Annotated in this window: 14 protein-coding genes and 3 pseudogenes; 9 read left to right on the forward strand and 8 right to left on the reverse strand. The window is 69.9% G+C overall.

The features are described 5' to 3' along the window. Positions 1-307 precede the first annotated feature (307 nt). Both ACR80Q_RS05625 and ACR80Q_RS05630 read right to left on the reverse strand, forming a co-directional pair. A pseudogene (locus tag ACR80Q_RS05625) lies at positions 308-442 on the reverse strand (DivIVA domain-containing protein); the annotation flags it as partial. Positions 443-451: 9 nt separating this feature from the next. Continuing rightward, positions 452-889, reverse strand: a pseudogene (locus ACR80Q_RS05630) (DivIVA domain-containing protein); the annotation flags it as partial. Positions 890-1,776: 887 nt separating this feature from the next. On the opposite strand from ACR80Q_RS05630, the gene ACR80Q_RS05635 reads away from it, so the two are divergent. Next, the gene (locus ACR80Q_RS05635) at positions 1,777-2,400 is read left to right on the forward strand and encodes a hypothetical protein (protein ID WP_435376597.1); all 624 of its coding nucleotides are present in this window, start codon (positions 1,777-1,779) and stop codon (positions 2,398-2,400) included. A 319-nt stretch (positions 2,401-2,719) separates the two neighbouring features. Here ACR80Q_RS05635 and ACR80Q_RS18365 read toward each other — a convergent pair whose 3' ends face one another. From ACR80Q_RS18365 to ACR80Q_RS05645, 3 genes are all read right to left on the reverse strand, one after another. Continuing rightward, positions 2,720-2,839 (reverse strand): DUF6019 family protein, encoded by a 120-nt coding sequence (locus tag ACR80Q_RS18365; protein ID WP_502306124.1) that lies wholly within the window; start codon positions 2,837-2,839, stop codon positions 2,720-2,722. Between the two features lie 149 nt (positions 2,840-2,988). Further along, entirely contained in the window at positions 2,989-3,204 is a 216-nt protein-coding gene (locus ACR80Q_RS05640) for a hypothetical protein (RefSeq protein ID WP_435376598.1), read from the reverse strand. Positions 3,205-3,308: 104 nt separating this feature from the next. Further along, entirely contained in the window at positions 3,309-3,836 is a 528-nt protein-coding gene (locus ACR80Q_RS05645) for a hypothetical protein (RefSeq protein ID WP_435376599.1), read from the reverse strand. Positions 3,837-4,236: 400 nt separating this feature from the next. On the opposite strand from ACR80Q_RS05645, the gene ACR80Q_RS05650 reads away from it, so the two are divergent. Next, a complete protein-coding gene (locus ACR80Q_RS05650) occupies positions 4,237-4,707 on the forward strand; it encodes a hypothetical protein (RefSeq protein WP_435376600.1) in 471 nt (156 codons plus the stop codon). A 280-nt stretch (positions 4,708-4,987) separates the two neighbouring features. On the opposite strand, the gene ACR80Q_RS05655 is transcribed toward ACR80Q_RS05650, so the two are convergent. Next, positions 4,988-6,156, reverse strand: a protein-coding gene (locus tag ACR80Q_RS05655; RefSeq protein WP_435376601.1) for an IS3 family transposase whose coding sequence is annotated in 2 segments (ribosomal slippage) — positions 4,988-5,875 and positions 5,878-6,156 — 1,167 coding nt in all. Because the reading frame shifts where the segments join, the coding sequence is not laid out codon by codon here. A 70-nt stretch (positions 6,157-6,226) separates the two neighbouring features. Between ACR80Q_RS05655 and ACR80Q_RS05660 the strand changes: the two are divergent. The 3 genes and pseudogenes from ACR80Q_RS05660 to ACR80Q_RS05670 all read left to right on the forward strand — a co-directional run. Continuing rightward, positions 6,227-6,313 (forward strand): annotated as a pseudogene (locus tag ACR80Q_RS05660) (transposase); the annotation flags it as partial. A 1,677-nt stretch (positions 6,314-7,990) separates the two neighbouring features. Continuing rightward, the gene (locus ACR80Q_RS05665; protein ID WP_435376602.1) at positions 7,991-8,701 is read left to right on the forward strand and encodes a hypothetical protein; all 711 of its coding nucleotides are present in this window, start codon (positions 7,991-7,993) and stop codon (positions 8,699-8,701) included. A 229-nt stretch (positions 8,702-8,930) separates the two neighbouring features. Then, the gene (locus tag ACR80Q_RS05670) at positions 8,931-9,725 is read left to right on the forward strand and encodes a TIGR04086 family membrane protein (RefSeq protein ID WP_435376603.1); all 795 of its coding nucleotides are present in this window, start codon (positions 8,931-8,933) and stop codon (positions 9,723-9,725) included. Positions 9,726-9,923: 198 nt separating this feature from the next. Here the strand turns inward: ACR80Q_RS05670 and ACR80Q_RS05675 are convergent, their stop codons facing one another. Both ACR80Q_RS05675 and ACR80Q_RS05680 read right to left on the reverse strand, forming a co-directional pair. Further along, positions 9,924-10,880: an alpha/beta hydrolase gene (locus tag ACR80Q_RS05675; protein ID WP_435376604.1), complete on the reverse strand. Its 957-nt coding sequence runs from the start codon at positions 10,878-10,880 to the stop codon at positions 9,924-9,926. 102 nt (positions 10,881-10,982) lie between these two features. Continuing rightward, positions 10,983-11,942 carry an HD domain-containing protein gene (locus ACR80Q_RS05680; RefSeq protein WP_435376605.1) on the reverse strand — a complete coding sequence of 320 codons (960 nt, stop codon included), beginning with the start codon at positions 11,940-11,942 and terminating at the stop codon, positions 10,983-10,985. A gap of 299 nt (positions 11,943-12,241) precedes the next feature. On the opposite strand from ACR80Q_RS05680, the gene ACR80Q_RS05685 reads away from it, so the two are divergent. The 4 genes from ACR80Q_RS05685 to ACR80Q_RS05700 all read left to right on the forward strand — a co-directional run bounded on the left by ACR80Q_RS05685 (position 12,242) and on the right by ACR80Q_RS05700 (position 15,189). Continuing rightward, a complete protein-coding gene (locus ACR80Q_RS05685) occupies positions 12,242-13,264 on the forward strand; it encodes a zinc-binding dehydrogenase (protein WP_435376606.1) in 1,023 nt (340 codons plus the stop codon). A 122-nt stretch (positions 13,265-13,386) separates the two neighbouring features. Next, positions 13,387-13,983, forward strand: a complete 597-nt coding sequence (locus ACR80Q_RS05690) for a TetR/AcrR family transcriptional regulator (RefSeq protein ID WP_435376607.1) — start codon at positions 13,387-13,389, stop codon at positions 13,981-13,983. A gap of 85 nt (positions 13,984-14,068) precedes the next feature. Further along, positions 14,069-14,563: a hypothetical protein gene (locus ACR80Q_RS05695; RefSeq protein ID WP_435376608.1), complete on the forward strand. Its 495-nt coding sequence runs from the start codon at positions 14,069-14,071 to the stop codon at positions 14,561-14,563. A 38-nt stretch (positions 14,564-14,601) separates the two neighbouring features. Next, the gene (locus tag ACR80Q_RS05700) at positions 14,602-15,189 is read left to right on the forward strand and encodes a GNAT family N-acetyltransferase (protein ID WP_435376609.1); all 588 of its coding nucleotides are present in this window, start codon (positions 14,602-14,604) and stop codon (positions 15,187-15,189) included. The last annotated feature ends 8 nt before the right edge of the window (positions 15,190-15,197 follow it).

The following is a 15,197-nucleotide window of genomic DNA, read 5'->3' on the forward strand; positions in this document are numbered from 1 at the left end:
CGGTAGAGGAATGGCCGGAGAGCAACGTCCACGCGATGTCCGCAACCACGTAGGTGAACGCGCATGCGGCGAGCAGGTAGGCGGCGAGCCAGACCACCGAGGTGACTGGGCCATGGCCGTAGCGGCGCTGAACGGAGTGGAGCAACTGCGCTTCCCACAGCCGCAGCCGAGGTCCGTTCGTTCCGAGCTGTCGCACCGCCTGCAGCGGGTCGGCGGTGAGGTAATGGGGGCCGGGGCCAAAGAACGGGTCGCTCCAGCCGCGGTTCGTCGGTCCGGGAGGGGCCGGAGGGCGCCCCGGGACTTCCGCCAGTGTCACCGCTAGTGCGTCGAGGAAGTCATCCACCTCGTCCTGGTCGTAGCCTGCGGAGAACTTGGTCGGGCTGAAGCGCACCTGCACGACCTCAACCAGCGTCACCGCACCAGCGGCGTCTGGTCGGTCCAGAGTGGTGGCGGCTCGTTCCAGGAAGGCGTCCACCTCTTGCTGGTCGTAGCCTTCCCGGAGCCTCGTGGGGGCGAAGCGCTTGGCACGCACAGCCGCCGCTGAGAGGGGGTTGCGCCTCCCGTCGCCGGACGATGTTGTCCTGCCCTCGGTGGCGCCCAACGTCGCGATGATCTCGTCGAGGAAGGCGTCCACCTCGTCTTGGTCGTACCCGACAGAGAGCCTGCTCGGGTTGAAGCGCACCCTCATGACCTCATTTGCCGTCATGCTGCGCGGACCGTCCGCGCGCTCGAGAGCCGTGGCGGCTAGCTCGAGGAAGGCGTCCACCTCCCGCTGGCCGTAGCCCGCGCGAAGCCTGGTCACCCCGAACCGTTTGGCACGCACCTCCGCCGCTGTGACCACGTCGTCCCTCCTTTCAGGCACAAAGACCCCATCCGCCTGTCTCAGCACGATCGGACACGTCAAGTGTCCCTGACCTGGCGGTACCGAGAAGGGACGGACCGCGTACCCGACTGTTTGGGCTAACGATCCCCAGGTGGCTATCCCCAGCCGGACGATGCGCCCAGGGGGCGTGATCGCCGAGATTCGCCTCGTTCGACCGGTCAGAGGCCGAGCGGTGTCAGTGAGGGGTCTATCGGGACACCGCGGAGCGCTGGGGGGACTTATCCGTGCTGCAGGTGAATAGCAGATCTGCTTGATCGAGCACGGGGCCTCTGGAGCCCGGCGATAGCCTCACGTTGTGTCTGAGTCGCCCGCGGTTCGCTTGTCGCTCCTCGAGCTGGGCCTGGGACTGGATCCCCTTGCCGGAGGCGGTAGACACAGTCCGGAGATCCGGGTCGGACGAGCCGGAGCGAGAGGTGCGCGAGGCGCTAAGTGCCCTCAGCCGGGAAGGGCGTATTCGCTTCTGGCGGGGGGCCTGGGACCGCGAAGAGGAGCGGGTCGAGGTGTCAGCGCACGATGTTGGGCATCTGCTCGAGGACCCGCGCTGGTACCGGTACCACCTGGATGAGGCGGGTGAGGAGAGGTTGTACTTCGTCAACGTGGACAACATCACGGGCGAAGTGAGCTAGGGACCGAGCCCCGAGGAGCGATCGTCACCGCGGGATCCCTGCGGGACGTCGGCGTCAGGTCCTGGTGAGTGCGGCAGCAAGCGTTGGTAGATATGTGAAGGTCCCTATCCCAGTCGCCTGTGCAGCTCGTGCTGGTACGCGGGACGAGCTGGGCGGCTGACTCGGCCCGTTGACCTGGTCACGGGCCAGTCACGTCCGCGCCACAATCGCGCACCGAAGGGCCGGACCCCTGCTTCACACGGGCGACGCCCCGTCACCGTAGGGACCATGCCCGCCTCGGACGTGCCGCCAGACGCCCCGGACTCGCCGAGGCGCGATGTTGGCGCACCCGGTCCTGCGACGTTGCCGGCGCCGGAGGACCGCCCCCGAGCCGGGCAGTCCGGGCTGTGGATCGCCGTCGCGGTGGGCACAATGTGCGCCCTCTTCATGGGCGGGTTCATCGTCGTGATGGTCTGGGGTTGGTGGGTGTACGCAAACCACGACCGCATCGGCTGGATCGACGACCCGGTGGTCGCAGATGCCGCCGAGCAGGCATGCGCTCGCCTGCACGCGGACCTTGACGACGTCCCAGTCACCGACGGCGCCCCCGACGCGCAGCAGGCCGCCGAGATCCAAACGCAGAACGACATCGTGCTCGAGATGGGCGAGGACGTCCGCAGCCTGGGTGAGCGTCGCCTGTCGCGCGACATTCCGTCGCAGGCGTGGTTGGAGGACTGGGAGGACCTGGTCGAGTCCCGCGAGACTTACGCGGACAACCTGCTCGCCGGAGGTGACCCGGAGCTGCTCCTTCCAACGGTGGACGACGTGCCCATCATCGAACGGATGGAGTCCGTGGTGCTGGACTGCGACGTCCCGCTGGCGCTTCTGAACGTCCCGGCTCCGGCTGGCTGAACCGGGCGTGGGGCCAGCAGCGCGGGCGGCGGCCCCCGCCACCCGTAGGGCGGGGTCACGCCGAGGCACCCGACCGAGGACTTACACCCATGAGACCAACGCTTGCGGCCGAACTCAGGTTCTGGCGACGAGCTCCTGAGCCGCTTCACGTCCCCGGTGGACGATCGTCAGCGGGGATCAGGGCTCACGGCGCCGTGCGATCGAATCTTGGGCTCGCAGCACGGCCCGGGGCGAGGTCGCACCGGTGGAGGGTCCCTGCCTGGCCATCGGGTCTGCTGCGCGCCGCGTGGGCATCACTCGATGGGGGCGGCGCCCCAGTTCAGTCGCGGTGCGCCTGTCTGATGCCGTCCCGGACGGCGGCACGCACGATGAAGTAGAGAACGTAGAGAAACACCGCTGCGAACAGGAGCGACAGCGTGAGTCCAGTCAGCGCGTCCATGCTCCCGACCGTAATGGCGGCTGAGCAGCGAGGCGTTCGCTACCCCCTGTGCCCACTGCTCCGATTCGGTTCGGAGGCCCCGGCCCGCCCGTCCCGACAGCCGACCGTCAGCTGGAGACGGCCGAGCCGGCCTGTGCGGCGAACGAGCTCTAGTCGGTGGGCCGCTTGGAAGCGCGGTACTGCTCCACGACGAGGACGAGAACGGCGGACGAGGCCACCCAGAACCATGCCGGGCGGAAGTTGTCCTCCAGGATGAGTCGCAAGAGCCCAGTGACGACGAGTACCGCCAGCGCCGTGAGGACCGCAGCCCCGACAGGCGTGGCGAGCTTGCGGTGGGTCTCGCGGCTGAGCATGAAGCCACTCAATCATCTCGTTCGGGCCGACGACAGGCCACTGAGCCCCTGCCGTTCCGCACGCCGATTCTCTTCTGGGACCGGGCCGGGGGTCCTACAGAGCGGCTGACCTACGTCTAGGTGGCGGCGGAGTCGGTGGCGTAGCGGGTGACGGCGCCTCGCACCCGCCATGCGGTTAGTGCCGTGGCCAGTGGCGCGGCGACGAAGAACCACCACCAGCCGTCGATTACCCCGGCAACGGTCGTGGCGGCGCCGACGGCGAGGGCCGGAGCGAGCCACGCCGCCCGCGCGGTGGTCCACGTGTCTTGCTGCCACCGGGCGACCAGCCCGAGCACGCCCAGCGCCAGTACGCCGCCAGCCAGTCCGAGGGGAGCGCCGACCATGGCAGCGAAGGCGCCCGAACCAGTAGCGACCTCCAGGGCTCCGCCCTGGAACACGTCGGCGGGATTGTCGGCGACATCGAGGAGCCCCATGAGCAGCAGCAGGGTCAGACCGAGCAGTGCCCCGGCAATCAGCCCTTCCAGCAGGCCGCGCCCGACCAGGAGGAGACCGGCCTCGTCGTGGCGCTGCCGCGCCGTCGCCGACTCCGCTACCGACTCCACCTCCTCATCATCGACCACATCAGCCAGTTGGGGACCGGCCACCGGGACAAGCCGCCGTCGGACGTCGTCTTCTAGGCCGAACCCGGCCGCAAGGCTTCGGGGCCCACCTCCTCCGGCCACCACCGCCCGTGGTCAGGCTGCGCCTCGCCCGAACGACGGTGAGACCCCCTCCAGCCCACCAGAGCGCCCATACCTCCGCACACCACACCGGCGCCCTGGCGGCGCCGGAAGAGCCGGGGCTCCGCCCCCCACCCCCGGCCCTCACTCCGATGATGACCAGGACAAGCGCGACCAAGCCAGCGGCACGACCCTGCTGGTGGACGTCAGCATCCGCTAGGTCGATCAGGGCTTGAGGACTTTGTCGCCCGCCGGACCGACCCCTGACTGCGACCATATTGCCAGGTTTCGTCAGGTTTGCGGCCGATCTGTCGATGAAGAGGTCATGAAGCGCATTCTGACTCTCGCTCTGGCCGTCGCACTCACAACCGTCGCCGTCCCCGCATCCGCCAACCCCCGCGATCAGGTCACGCCGATCGAGCCGCGCCCGGTCGAGCGCCAGCTGATCCCGCCGCCCACGTTCCAGGTCACCGAGAACGGCTGCCGCGACGGGGTGCCGATCGCCGCCTACTCAATTAAGGAGTTCGAGGGCGTCAGTTACAGCAAGCCCACCTACGGCACCTTCGCCGAGCCTTCTATCGTCGTGGTGGCCAAGGTCGACAACCCCCGGCAGGCACGCTTCACCAACGGCCACACGGTCGTCCGGCTCCAGGTCGTCAACCCCACCTGGGCCGACTGTGCCGGCGAGGTCCCGCCGCCCCTGGACCCGATGCCCGAACTGCCCGCCCCGACCGCCCCGGTCTGCCCGCCGCCGGCCCCGCTGCCCCTGGACCCGTGGCCCTACCCCTGCGCCTGAGTGTTCCCTCATGCCGCGGGCGGCAGGCCACGTGATGTGCCGACGAAGATGTTGTAGATCCGAGATCCTGCGCGAGGCCTGCCGTCGATCGACCGAGCGAGCTGCACAGTTTCCACGCACCCGTGTAGTGCGGACCCAGGGCCATCACGTGCACCCAGTACCTGCAGCCGGCGAGTGTGGGGCCGCTGAACGATCCGCCCTGCTCACCATCTTGACCGCCCGCACCCAAGCCGCCGCGCACAACGTCTGGGACTGCTGCACGTTCAGGTGACAGTCGGTCTCAGGCGGCGAGTGCGACCTGAGGGGCGTTGATGGTCTCGTACTCGATGGGCGTGAGTCTGCCGAGTCGGGCTTGGCGTCGGCGGCGGTGGTAGGTCCGTTCGATCCAGGTCACGATCGCGATCCGCAGCTCGGCGCGGGTGGTCCAGCGGCGGCGGTCGAGGACGTTCTTCTGCAGCAGGGCGAAGAAGGACTCCATGGCCGCGTTGTCGCCGGCAGAGGCGACCTGGCCCATCGACCCCACGAGGTCGTGGTGGCGCAGCTCGGCCAAGAATCGCCGCGATCGGAACTGCGACCCGCGGTCGGAGTGCACGATGCAGCCGGCCACTCGGTTGACGCCGCCGCGGCGGGCGACGGCGCTGTTCAAGGCGTCCACGGCCAGGCGGGACTTCATCCGGTCGGCAATGGAGTAGCGGACGATCCGTCCGGAGAAGACGTCCTTGATGGCGCAGAGGTAGAGCTTGCCCTCGCCGGTCCAGTGCTCGGTGATGTCGGTCAGCCACAGCGTGTTCGGGGCCGCCGCGACGAACTGCCGCTGGACGAGGTCGTCATGGGCGGGCGGGCCGGGCTTCTTGCCGTTGGTGCCGCGCTTTTTGCCGAACGCCGACCACCAGCTGTTGTCGCGACAGACCCGCCAGACCGTCCGGTCGCAGCGGTCGTGGCCCGCGTCGCGGGCCTCGTAGGCCAGGTACCGGTAGCCGTACTCGGGGTCGTCGCGGTGGGCGTCGAACAGGGCGTTGGCGAGGTACGCCTCGGCCAGCTCTGAGCGGGTGATGGGCGCGGCGAGCCAGCGGTAGTAGGGCTGGCGGGCGATGTTCAGGACCCGGCACGTGAGGGCGACGGGGATGCCGTCGGCGGCGAGCTCTCTCACGAGCGGGAAGAGCCTTTTCCTGGCAGGTTCGCCTGACTCAGGTAGGCCGCGGCTCGGCGGAGGACCTCGTTCTCCTGCTCGAGCAGCCGGATCCGGCGGTTGGCCTCGCGCAGCTCGGCCGACTCCGCCCTGGTGGGGCCGTCGCGGCGACCGTCCTCGACGTCTGCGGCGTGTAGCCAGTTGCGCAGGCAGGACTCGCTGATCCCGAAGTCCTTCGCGATCTTCGAGACCGGGGCCTCGCCGCGGCGGGCGACCGCGACCACGTCATCGCGAAACTCTCTGGGGTGGGGCTTGGGCACGGTGGTGATCCTTCCAGCGGCGCCCTCAGGCACCACAGGTCAGGTGTCACCTATCCGTGCAGCAGGCCCCCGCCGCAAACGGCACGTGGTCGCCAACGTGGCCATCGCCCGCGAGCTAGCCGGCTGGTGCTGGTCCTTGGCCGTGCTCGACGACTAGAACCCACAGACCGGTTTCGTCGACCAGCGTGGTGGCAGCAGCGCGTGGAGCGACCCGCGGAACAGCTATGAGCAACCCGGGCTCAGTGCCGGGCGACGCTCGACCCTAGACACGCGGTCCGCTCCTGCCGAACACCCCGTCCTGCGGTAACTAACCCGCGCATATCAGTCTGACCGCGCGTCGCCAACGACACGCTCACCACCGCACGTCGACGAAACCAGAGGCGCCCACCCCAACCCAGGGACGGGCGCCTCGCCCTGCCTCTTGACAGGACCTCGCTACATATCAGCTGCGAAGCGACCCGTCTGCGTTCTTGTAGACCGGCGGTGAGCCAACGTGGCCTGGCGAACATGTACAGAGATATGCCTAGGGGGGCGAGCGACAGGGCCGGCACCCCCAAGGCGATCAGCAACGGTGTTGGTGGCGGATCGGCGAACAAGAGCGGGACGCCTTCGCCAATCGCGCCGGTCAGTGCAAGCAGGGTGACGCACGGGCCACCAACCGTGTGCGTGTAACGAAAGGGGTTGGGATCTGTTGGACTAGAAATGGGGTCGCGGCGCCAATCCTTGACAGCGTCAGCGGTCATCCAGACACCGAAAGCGGCTACGGCTAGGCACAGCAGGACTGTGGCCACCAGCCTCCCCCTATCGCGTCGAAGCACGACGGCCCCGTGGACGGCTCCACGGAGACGTTCATCTGCATGATCCGCCACCGACGGACCTCCGGTCCACCGGTTCAGCCAAGGCGCCCCCCTGGCCGACGTCGAGCCGGTGTCGCATCAATGGCTGATCCCCACCTAGCGATCCTCAGCCGGGAAGAGGTCTTGCGGGGCCCCGCGGCCGATTTCAGGGCTCGCAGCGCGGCCTGGGGCGAGGTCGCGCCGGTGGAGGGTCGGCAAACGGGGGCTTGCAGCCAAGAATTCGCACACACGGGCGAGTGGACTGACGACCGGATCGCACCGCGTGTCATCCACGAGTGACCTAATCTCAAGACGTGAAGAGGCCTCGCGGTCGTCCGCCTGCTGTGCGTCACCTTCCACTGCGCTGGCCAGCCAGGACTTCGACCGTTGGGATTGGCATCGCGAGTGTGCTCGGACTGGTTGGCTGCGTTCCCAGCGACCCGCTGCCCCTGCCTCTCGCCTACCGATACAGCGAGGCGGGAACCGTCACGCTGGTCTTGCCGTCCTGCGGAGACACGAACTTCCCCCCAGATCTCGTGCTCCTCCGTAGTGGAACGACGCCGCAGGAAGAGAAGCGCACGCAGTTGTCGACGCCAGAGGATGGTCTAAAAGTCAGCCTGGATGATGAATCGTCCATGTGGCTCGTCTCTTTGTCTGCCGAGGATCTGCTAACGGAAGCCACCAGTCTTGCCGTTTGGACTCAGCAGAAAGAGGCATGGGCGGGAGTGGTCACTCTTGAAGAGACCCGCGTCGAGATTGTCGACTCTCGAGTGCGCGGAGACCTACAAAGAAGGTCGAATCTGAACGAGTACACGGCTGCACCCGTTTCAGTCGCGGAGCTTTCTGCCTCTTGCGACAGGCGATGACGAGGCGCCTCGGAGAAGGCGACCCCAGTTGGCGATCTCCAGGTGACAATCGGCAACCGGGGATGTCATGTAGAGAGCGCCCGCCGGGGTGTAGGAAGTGGATATGACCGACTCACGAGCAGTGACTGAGCCGTGACCCATGTCGATTCTCCAGGCGCGCACAACCGTTTGACGCTTCAAGAGAAGACCAGCCCCTCCAACGCCGACCCCGCGGCCGACTACGGCTACGAGCGTAGGTCGAGGTACATCGACCCGCTCAGGCACCCGCAGCCACAGCTGGAGTTTGTCGTCGACGGCACCCCACTGCTGCGGTTGCTGCGAGACCTCGAGGTACCCGAGCCCGAGACCTACGGCGTTCCTGATTCCTCCCAGCTCATGAGCGTCGCTGACCTGGCCCACCCCGGTTACGCCGCGGCTGACTTGCGGCGCCTGGCCGGCGACCTGTCCCGCGACGACGAGGACTGGCCTCTGGAGTCAGGGCGGCTTCCTCTGTACGTCTGCCCAGTCTGCGGAGCCCTCGCGTGTGGTGCCATCACCGTGGCCGTCACCCAAAGCCCCGACGTGACGACTTGGAGCGACTTCCGGCTCGAGGACGGGTACACCGCAATTGGGCTAGACCTCTCAGGGCTGGGCCCTTTCAGTTTCCGCTGCGACGCCTACCGGGAAGTTCTGCTCGACGCCGTCGGGGTCCTCGACGCCTGGACGCCAACGACCGGGCAGTCGAGCGCGAGCACCGGCAGGGCCGCACCCTACGTGGCGCATGGCAGCGGTTCTCCAGGCACTGACGGACTGCTGCGCGACCGGGCAGCACCGACGTCGGGCGGGTCGGCTCGGCCGGTGTGAGTGAACGTCGGCTGTAAGGCGTCTGAGCTCGTCAATGCTTCCGGTGGTCCATCGTCGGATGAGGATCCCCCGTCGACGATCGGGCGCCGCTGGACAGCACAGGCCGTGTCACCTGCTCGTGCCGCCGACCCCCCTTCGACAAACTCTCCAGCCGCGGATGAGGGTTGATCGGGTCCACAGCGGGTATGGGCTCGACGGACACCCACACGCTTCTGCGGACAGGATCAACATGGCTAGCAAGAGCTCCTCCCCCTCCGGCGCGACAGCGCAGACCCCAGACGTAGACCTCCGCGACCAGTACACCGACACACACCCCGACCGCGAGCAGTCCTCGCCGTCCTGGAAGGCGGACGCCCTGGGTGACGACCGCCCCGGCGCCCGTCACAACATCTCCTGGGGCGCCGTCATCGCCGGCGTCGTCACCTTCCTTGCCCTGACCCTGATGCTGTCCCTGATCACCGCGGCCCTGGGGCTCGGGATGGCGGACCTGGACTCTGCCGACCCGGGTGAGGGCGTCGGGCTGGCCACCGGCCTGTGGTCCTTGGTCACCCTCGTGCTCGCCCTGGCGGCCGGTGGCTACGTCGCCGGTGTGCTGTCCGGTCAGGCCGGGCTGATCCACGGTTTTCTCACCTGGGCCACCGCCCTGCTCGCCGCGGTCGTCCTCGCCAGCCTCCTGGTCGGCAACATCCTCGGCGCCGCCGGCAACGTCCTAGGTTCCGCCACCTCCACCGTCACCGACGCCGCCGCCCAGAACCCCGAGCAGGCTGCAGACGCCGCGCCGGACGTCGACCCCGACGCCGCCGCTCAGGCCGCCGAGGACGCGCAGGAGCAGGCCGGCGACGCCGTACAGGACGCCGCACCCGAGGCCGAGCGGGCCGCGGACGCCGGCTCCTCCGGCGCTCTGTGGGGCTTCGCCGGCCTCCTCATCGGCGCGATCATCGCCTCCGTCACCGGCCTGTTCGGAGCCCGGTCCGTCAACCGTGCTGACACCGACAACCGCGAGGTCAGCGTCTCTCGCCGCTGAGCACCTCAGCCCTCGAACGGCTCCGACACGAACAGCCTGCGTCCTGCGGACGGAGGCTGTTCGTGTCAGGCGTGCTCACATGCGGGCCCGTGGGTCCACGGTCCCGGAGAGAGCTCGACCCCTCCCGCAGTGCGCTTCGACGGACGCGCGGGCTCTTCGCCTCCGCGCCGTCGTCTCACAGCGTCGTCGGGGAGGTCCTCATGCCGTGTCTTGCGGGCGGGGGCGATGGGCCTGGACGGGAGACAGTGCGTGGTCGAGCGCAGCGCGGAAACCAGGTACGAAGCCGGGCTCCACCGGGAAGTGACCACAGCCCGGGAGCATGACGAGCTCGGTGGGAACAGACATCTCGGCCAGGAAGGCACGGCTGACCTCGAGCGGTGTCCACCGGTCATCACCGGGGTGGGCGAGCACCACGGGGCACGCGCGGAACGTGGCGGGCTCGTAGCCGGGATCGTGCTGGAGCCACGAGCGAAGGAAGCCCAAAGGCACGGACACTCCTGCGCCGAGCGGATCCGTGGCACAGGTGCGGGCCAGCCGCGGGTCGTTGGCGATGGCGCCGACGGGGGCGAGCCACCGGATGGGTACGAGGCGTCGGTCGGTGAGCCGCCGGAAGGTCCGCAGAAGGGGAAGCCCGAGGCGGACGACGAGCTCGTGCCTGGCCACCACGGCGGCGACCTCGGGTCGACGTGGGTCCAGCAGGCAGGTCACCACGGCTGACTGCACGACACCAGGCCCGAGGCGGTGCGCCACGTCCAGGGCGAGCCGGCCTCCCATGCTTGCTCCGACAAGCACCAGCGGCCGACCACGCACCGCCACTTGCCCCACGAGGTCGGCCACGGCTGCGACCCAGTCCCCGTACCTCACGGCTCGCCGGTCGACGACGACGGTGTGGCCGTAGCCGGGCAGGTCCGGAGCCAGCGCCTCGGCACCCAGGTGCTGGGCCAGCACCCCGATGGGCGCGAGCATCCGCCCGTGGCCCCCGCCGCCGTGCAGGATCACCACCGTCGCGGTCGGGTCGGCGGCCGCGGGATGGCGGTGTACGTGCAGCGTCGTCCCGCCGGGCTGGTCCACCCACTCGCTGACGGGCTCGACCAGGGGATCCGGCAGTCCGGACGGCAGCCATGGCCGGTACCGCGAAACATGAGGATCACTCATGTCCCGAGCGTGACGACTGGCCTGAGCGGGTGCAAGGGCCCTTGAGAAGCCCGATCGCCTACTGCCTTCCTGCGCTGTGCCGCACCGGGCGACTGACGTGGTTCAGATGGCGTCGCAGTGCGGCAGGAGCGCATCGGCGACGTCCGAGGCCACCGTCGGTGAACGGGCGCCGGGAGCCGCAGCACGGAACCTCTCGACGATGTCGAGGCGCGGCTCGAGCAGCGTGATGACCACGTCGTCGCCGGGTAGCGCCGCGGTCAGCGCGCTGACGCCAGCCGTGGAGCAGGCGCCCACCGATGCGAGGTCCAGGACCAGTGCGTGGTTGCCCCGAACCTGTGCGCTGTCCAACGCGGCGCACGCGACGGACACCGCCCCGGCCGAGCTGAGGTCGCCGTCCAGGCGAACCAGGCAGGTGCACCCCAGCTCGACCGTCATGACGTGCAGGGGCCCGGGGGGCGGACGCGCAGCAGAGACCCGGCGCAGGGTCCGGACCACTGCGGCGTACAGCTCGACGCGCGCCTCGGCGCGGGACCTCGCCACGATGCTGCCTGGACCGTGACGGTCGACCACCTCCGCGAACCTGGGCCCCGGGTCCACCCTCTCCCCGAGCGGGCCGCTGGTCAGGTCGCTGAAGGTCAGGGCGTCGGCGAGCGGACCGGTCGCCCCGGGGAACCGTGCCAGCTCCTCGGCCAGGCCCCGGTGCCGGGCTTCGACGTCCGCGCCGGTGTGGTGGGCGATGAGGCCGGCGAGGTCGTGACGCCCCAGCCGCTGTAGGTGACGCGCGCCGTCGAGAGGGTGGAAACCGGTGTCCACCAGCTCGGCCGCGTACCCGATGTCGTGCAGGTACGCCGCGGCGACCAGCCGGTCCCGGTCCCTGTCGGGCAACCCTGCGGCGGCGCACCGGGCGCGCGCGGCCACTCTCCGGCTGTGCGCCCACCGGTGCGGCAGGTCGGCGAGCAGCCGGTGGGCCTCCGCCGCCGCCCAGGCCACTGGTCGGTCACAGGTCGGGTCCCCGAGGACGTCGGCCACCGACGACCGGCGCAACAGGACTCCTGTAGCCACGGGCACACGCTATCGCTGCCGGTCTGCGACGACAGTGATGCACCTCTGGGTGACACCTGGCAGGTGGTGTCCGAGAGTCGATCGGCCACTGGGGCACTGCCTGGAGCGACTCGCCCCGGCAACCCTCAGTGCCCCAGAGCCTCAGGGGGCGAAGCCGAGAATCAGCCCCTGGGCGAGCGACGCGACGGCTGGGTCTTCGTGCGGTTGCGGCTGGCCTGCCATCCTCGTCCATGCCTTCGAGCCGCTCACGGAAGCCTTCGCCTGGGGAGGCGCAGCTGCCGGACACGATGCTGGCCGCGGTGACCACTCACCACGGCGGGCTGGACGCGATCGACCTGCGGCGTGTGGCCCTGCGACGACCCGGGCCCGGCGAGGTGCTGGTGCGAGTGCTGGCGGCCGGATGCAACAACACCGACCTCTGGACCCGTGAGGGCTCGTACGGCTCGGGCACCGGACCGGACGCCAAGGCCGGCTGGCTCGGACCGCTGGACTTCCCACGGATCCAGGGCGGCGACGTGGTCGGGACCGTTGTCGCAGCCGGCGACGCGGAGGCGGGGCGGCTGGTGGGGATGCGCGTGCTCGTGGACCCGGCGCTCTACGGCGAGGCGGGGCCGGACGCGCGCCCGGTCGACGTGCTGGGCAGCGAACGTGACGGCGGTTTCGCGGAGCACGTCGTCGTGCCCACGGCCAGGGCCCATGTGGTCGACGGGTCCCCGCTCAGGGACGAGCAGCTGGCGGCGCTACCGATCGCCTACGGCACCGCCCTGGGGATGCTCGAGCGGGGCGGTGTTGCCGGGGGTCACACGGTGGCGGTCACCGGCGCCTCCGGCGGGGTCGGGCTCGCCGCCGTGCAGCTGGCCAGCGCGCGCGGCGCCCGGGTCGTGGCGGTGTGCTCCGGAGGCAAGGCCGACGCGGTCCGCGAGGCCGGCGCGGACGTGGTCGTGGACCGGGGTCACGGCACGGTCGTCGCGGACCTGGCGCAAGCCGCACCCCGGGGGTACGACGTGTTCATCGACGTCATCGCCGGCCCGACACTCGAGATGGGCCTGGACCTCGTGCGCCCCGGCGGCCGCTGGGTGGTGGCCGGCGCGCTCGGCGGCTGGGACGTGCGGCTGGACGTACGGCGCCTCTACCTCGCCGACATCGCCCTGGTGGGGTCGACGATGCACACGCCGCGCATCTTCGACCTCTTGGTGGACCTTGCACGCCGGGGCAGCGTCCGCCCTGTCGTCGCCGCGACCTTCGCCCTGGCCGACGTGGCCGAGGCTCAGCGTGAGCTCGCGCGACGAGCCCATGTGGGAAAGATCGTGGTCATCCCGTGACGGGATGGACCACCGGGGACGGTTGCGACGCCTGATCGTCCGCTCCCGCTGGCGGGCCTGCACGACTGCCTACCAGCGACAGACGACTGGTGGTGTGTACCGATGGTGCATACCATTGGTACATGCCCTCGCCGCGGTTCCTGCGACTGCCCCCTGAGCAGCGCCACTCCATCCTCGACGTCGCCCGCCGCCAGTTCGCAGCCGACGGCGTCGCGACCGCCTCCTACAACAAGATCATCGAGCTGTCCGGGATCTCCAAGTCCTCCGCCTACCAGTACTTCGACGGCAGGGATGACGTGCTCGAGGCCGTGCTGGCCGACCTGCGGGACAGGCTCACCCAGCTGCTCGGTGGCTGGGTGCCCGCGTCGACCGAGCAGTCCTTCTGGCAGCAGCTTCGCGACGACAGCACCCGGCTGCACCGGCACCTCGCCGACAACCCCGACGACCTTGCCCTGGTCGACGCCGTCACCGCTCGAGCACCGTCGGACGGCCCCGACCCCGGGACCGTGTGGCTGGGCGAGGTCATCGACAACGGGACGGCGCTGGGGGTCGTCCGCGCTGACACCGACCCCGACCTGCTGCTGGCCGCCTCGGCTGCAGTGCTGCAGTCCATCGACCGATGGGCGATCGCGAGGCTCCGGGCCGACCCCGACGCCCCGTCGTCCGACCTCGAGCAGGCGCACAGATTGCTCGCCGCACTGTGGTCGGAGGTCCCGTGAGCGCCGCCGTCGAACCACGCGCAGTCGCCCGACCCGGTCTGCTCGACCGGTTCGTGGGCCTGGCCACACCAAGGCCGACCTCGCGGTGCAGGGCGTAGGCGGTCTCATCTGCGCCGCCTTGCTCGGCTGGTACCTGGCGAGCTCCCCGGCCGGACCCGGTTGCTCGACCTGGCAGGTCGTCCTGCTCACGGTGATCGCCCTGGACCTGATCGGGGGCGTCCTGACGAACTCGACCACGGCCACGAAGTCCTGGTACCACCGCCCCGGCGCACGCCGCACCCGACTGGTGTTCGTCACGAGTCACCTGCTGCACCTGGCCCTGGTCGGGCTGCTGCTGCTGGACCGGGACTGGACGTGGTTGCTGGTCAGCGGGGCACTCCTGCTCGCCGCAACCCTGCTCATCGAGCTCGCCCCGCGCCCGGTCAAGCTCGTGGTCGCGACCGGCAGCTACACGGCGGTGCTGGTCCTCGGGCTCGTCCTCGCCCCGCTGCCTGCGGCGCTGTCCTGGTTCCCGGCGCTGTTCTACCTCAAGCTGCTGGTCTGCTTCCTGGTACCGGCAGCGGAGGCGCGCCAGGCATGACCGAGCACCCACCAGCACTGCCCGCGGGTTGCCGGGTCGTGACCGACCCACCCGTCGGCGCCTCCGCCGACCTGCTCGCCGCCGCCTTCGTCGACGAGGCCGGGATCCGCTGGACGTGCGGGTCTGACCAGGCCCGTCAGCGCACCTGGTTCGCCGCCACCGAGCGGCTTCTCGCCCGGCAGCCCGGAACCCGCCGCTACCTGCTGCAGCGGGACGGCCAGGCGGTGGCCGCGGCCTGGACCACAAGCCTGGCAGGCCGCCCGCCAGTCACCTCCCGGCTGGGCTGGCTTATCCAGGTGCTGACCGGCTGCGGACCCGCGGTGGTGGCGCGCACCGCCACCTACCGGCGCAGGGAGGCGCCGCTCGTCCCGCCGCGAGCCACGATCCTGGAGTTCGTGGGAGTGCTGCAGGACGCCCGTGGCAGCGGTGTCGGAGGCATGCTGCTCCGGCGTGTGCTGGCCGACACGCACTCCGGGCCGAAGGCCCCCTCGGTGCACCTGAGCACAGCCGACCCCCGAAACGTCGAGCTCTACCGCCACCTGGGGTTCGAGGTCGACGGGACTTTCTCACTGCCTGGTCTGCAGGTCACAGCCATGTCCCGAACCCCACCGATGCGCCAGGCGTGACGGCGTCG

The sequence above is a fragment of the Aquipuribacter aurantiacus genome (assembly GCF_051216895.1).
Lineage (GTDB): Bacteria > Actinomycetota > Actinomycetes > Actinomycetales > JBBAYJ01 > Aquipuribacter.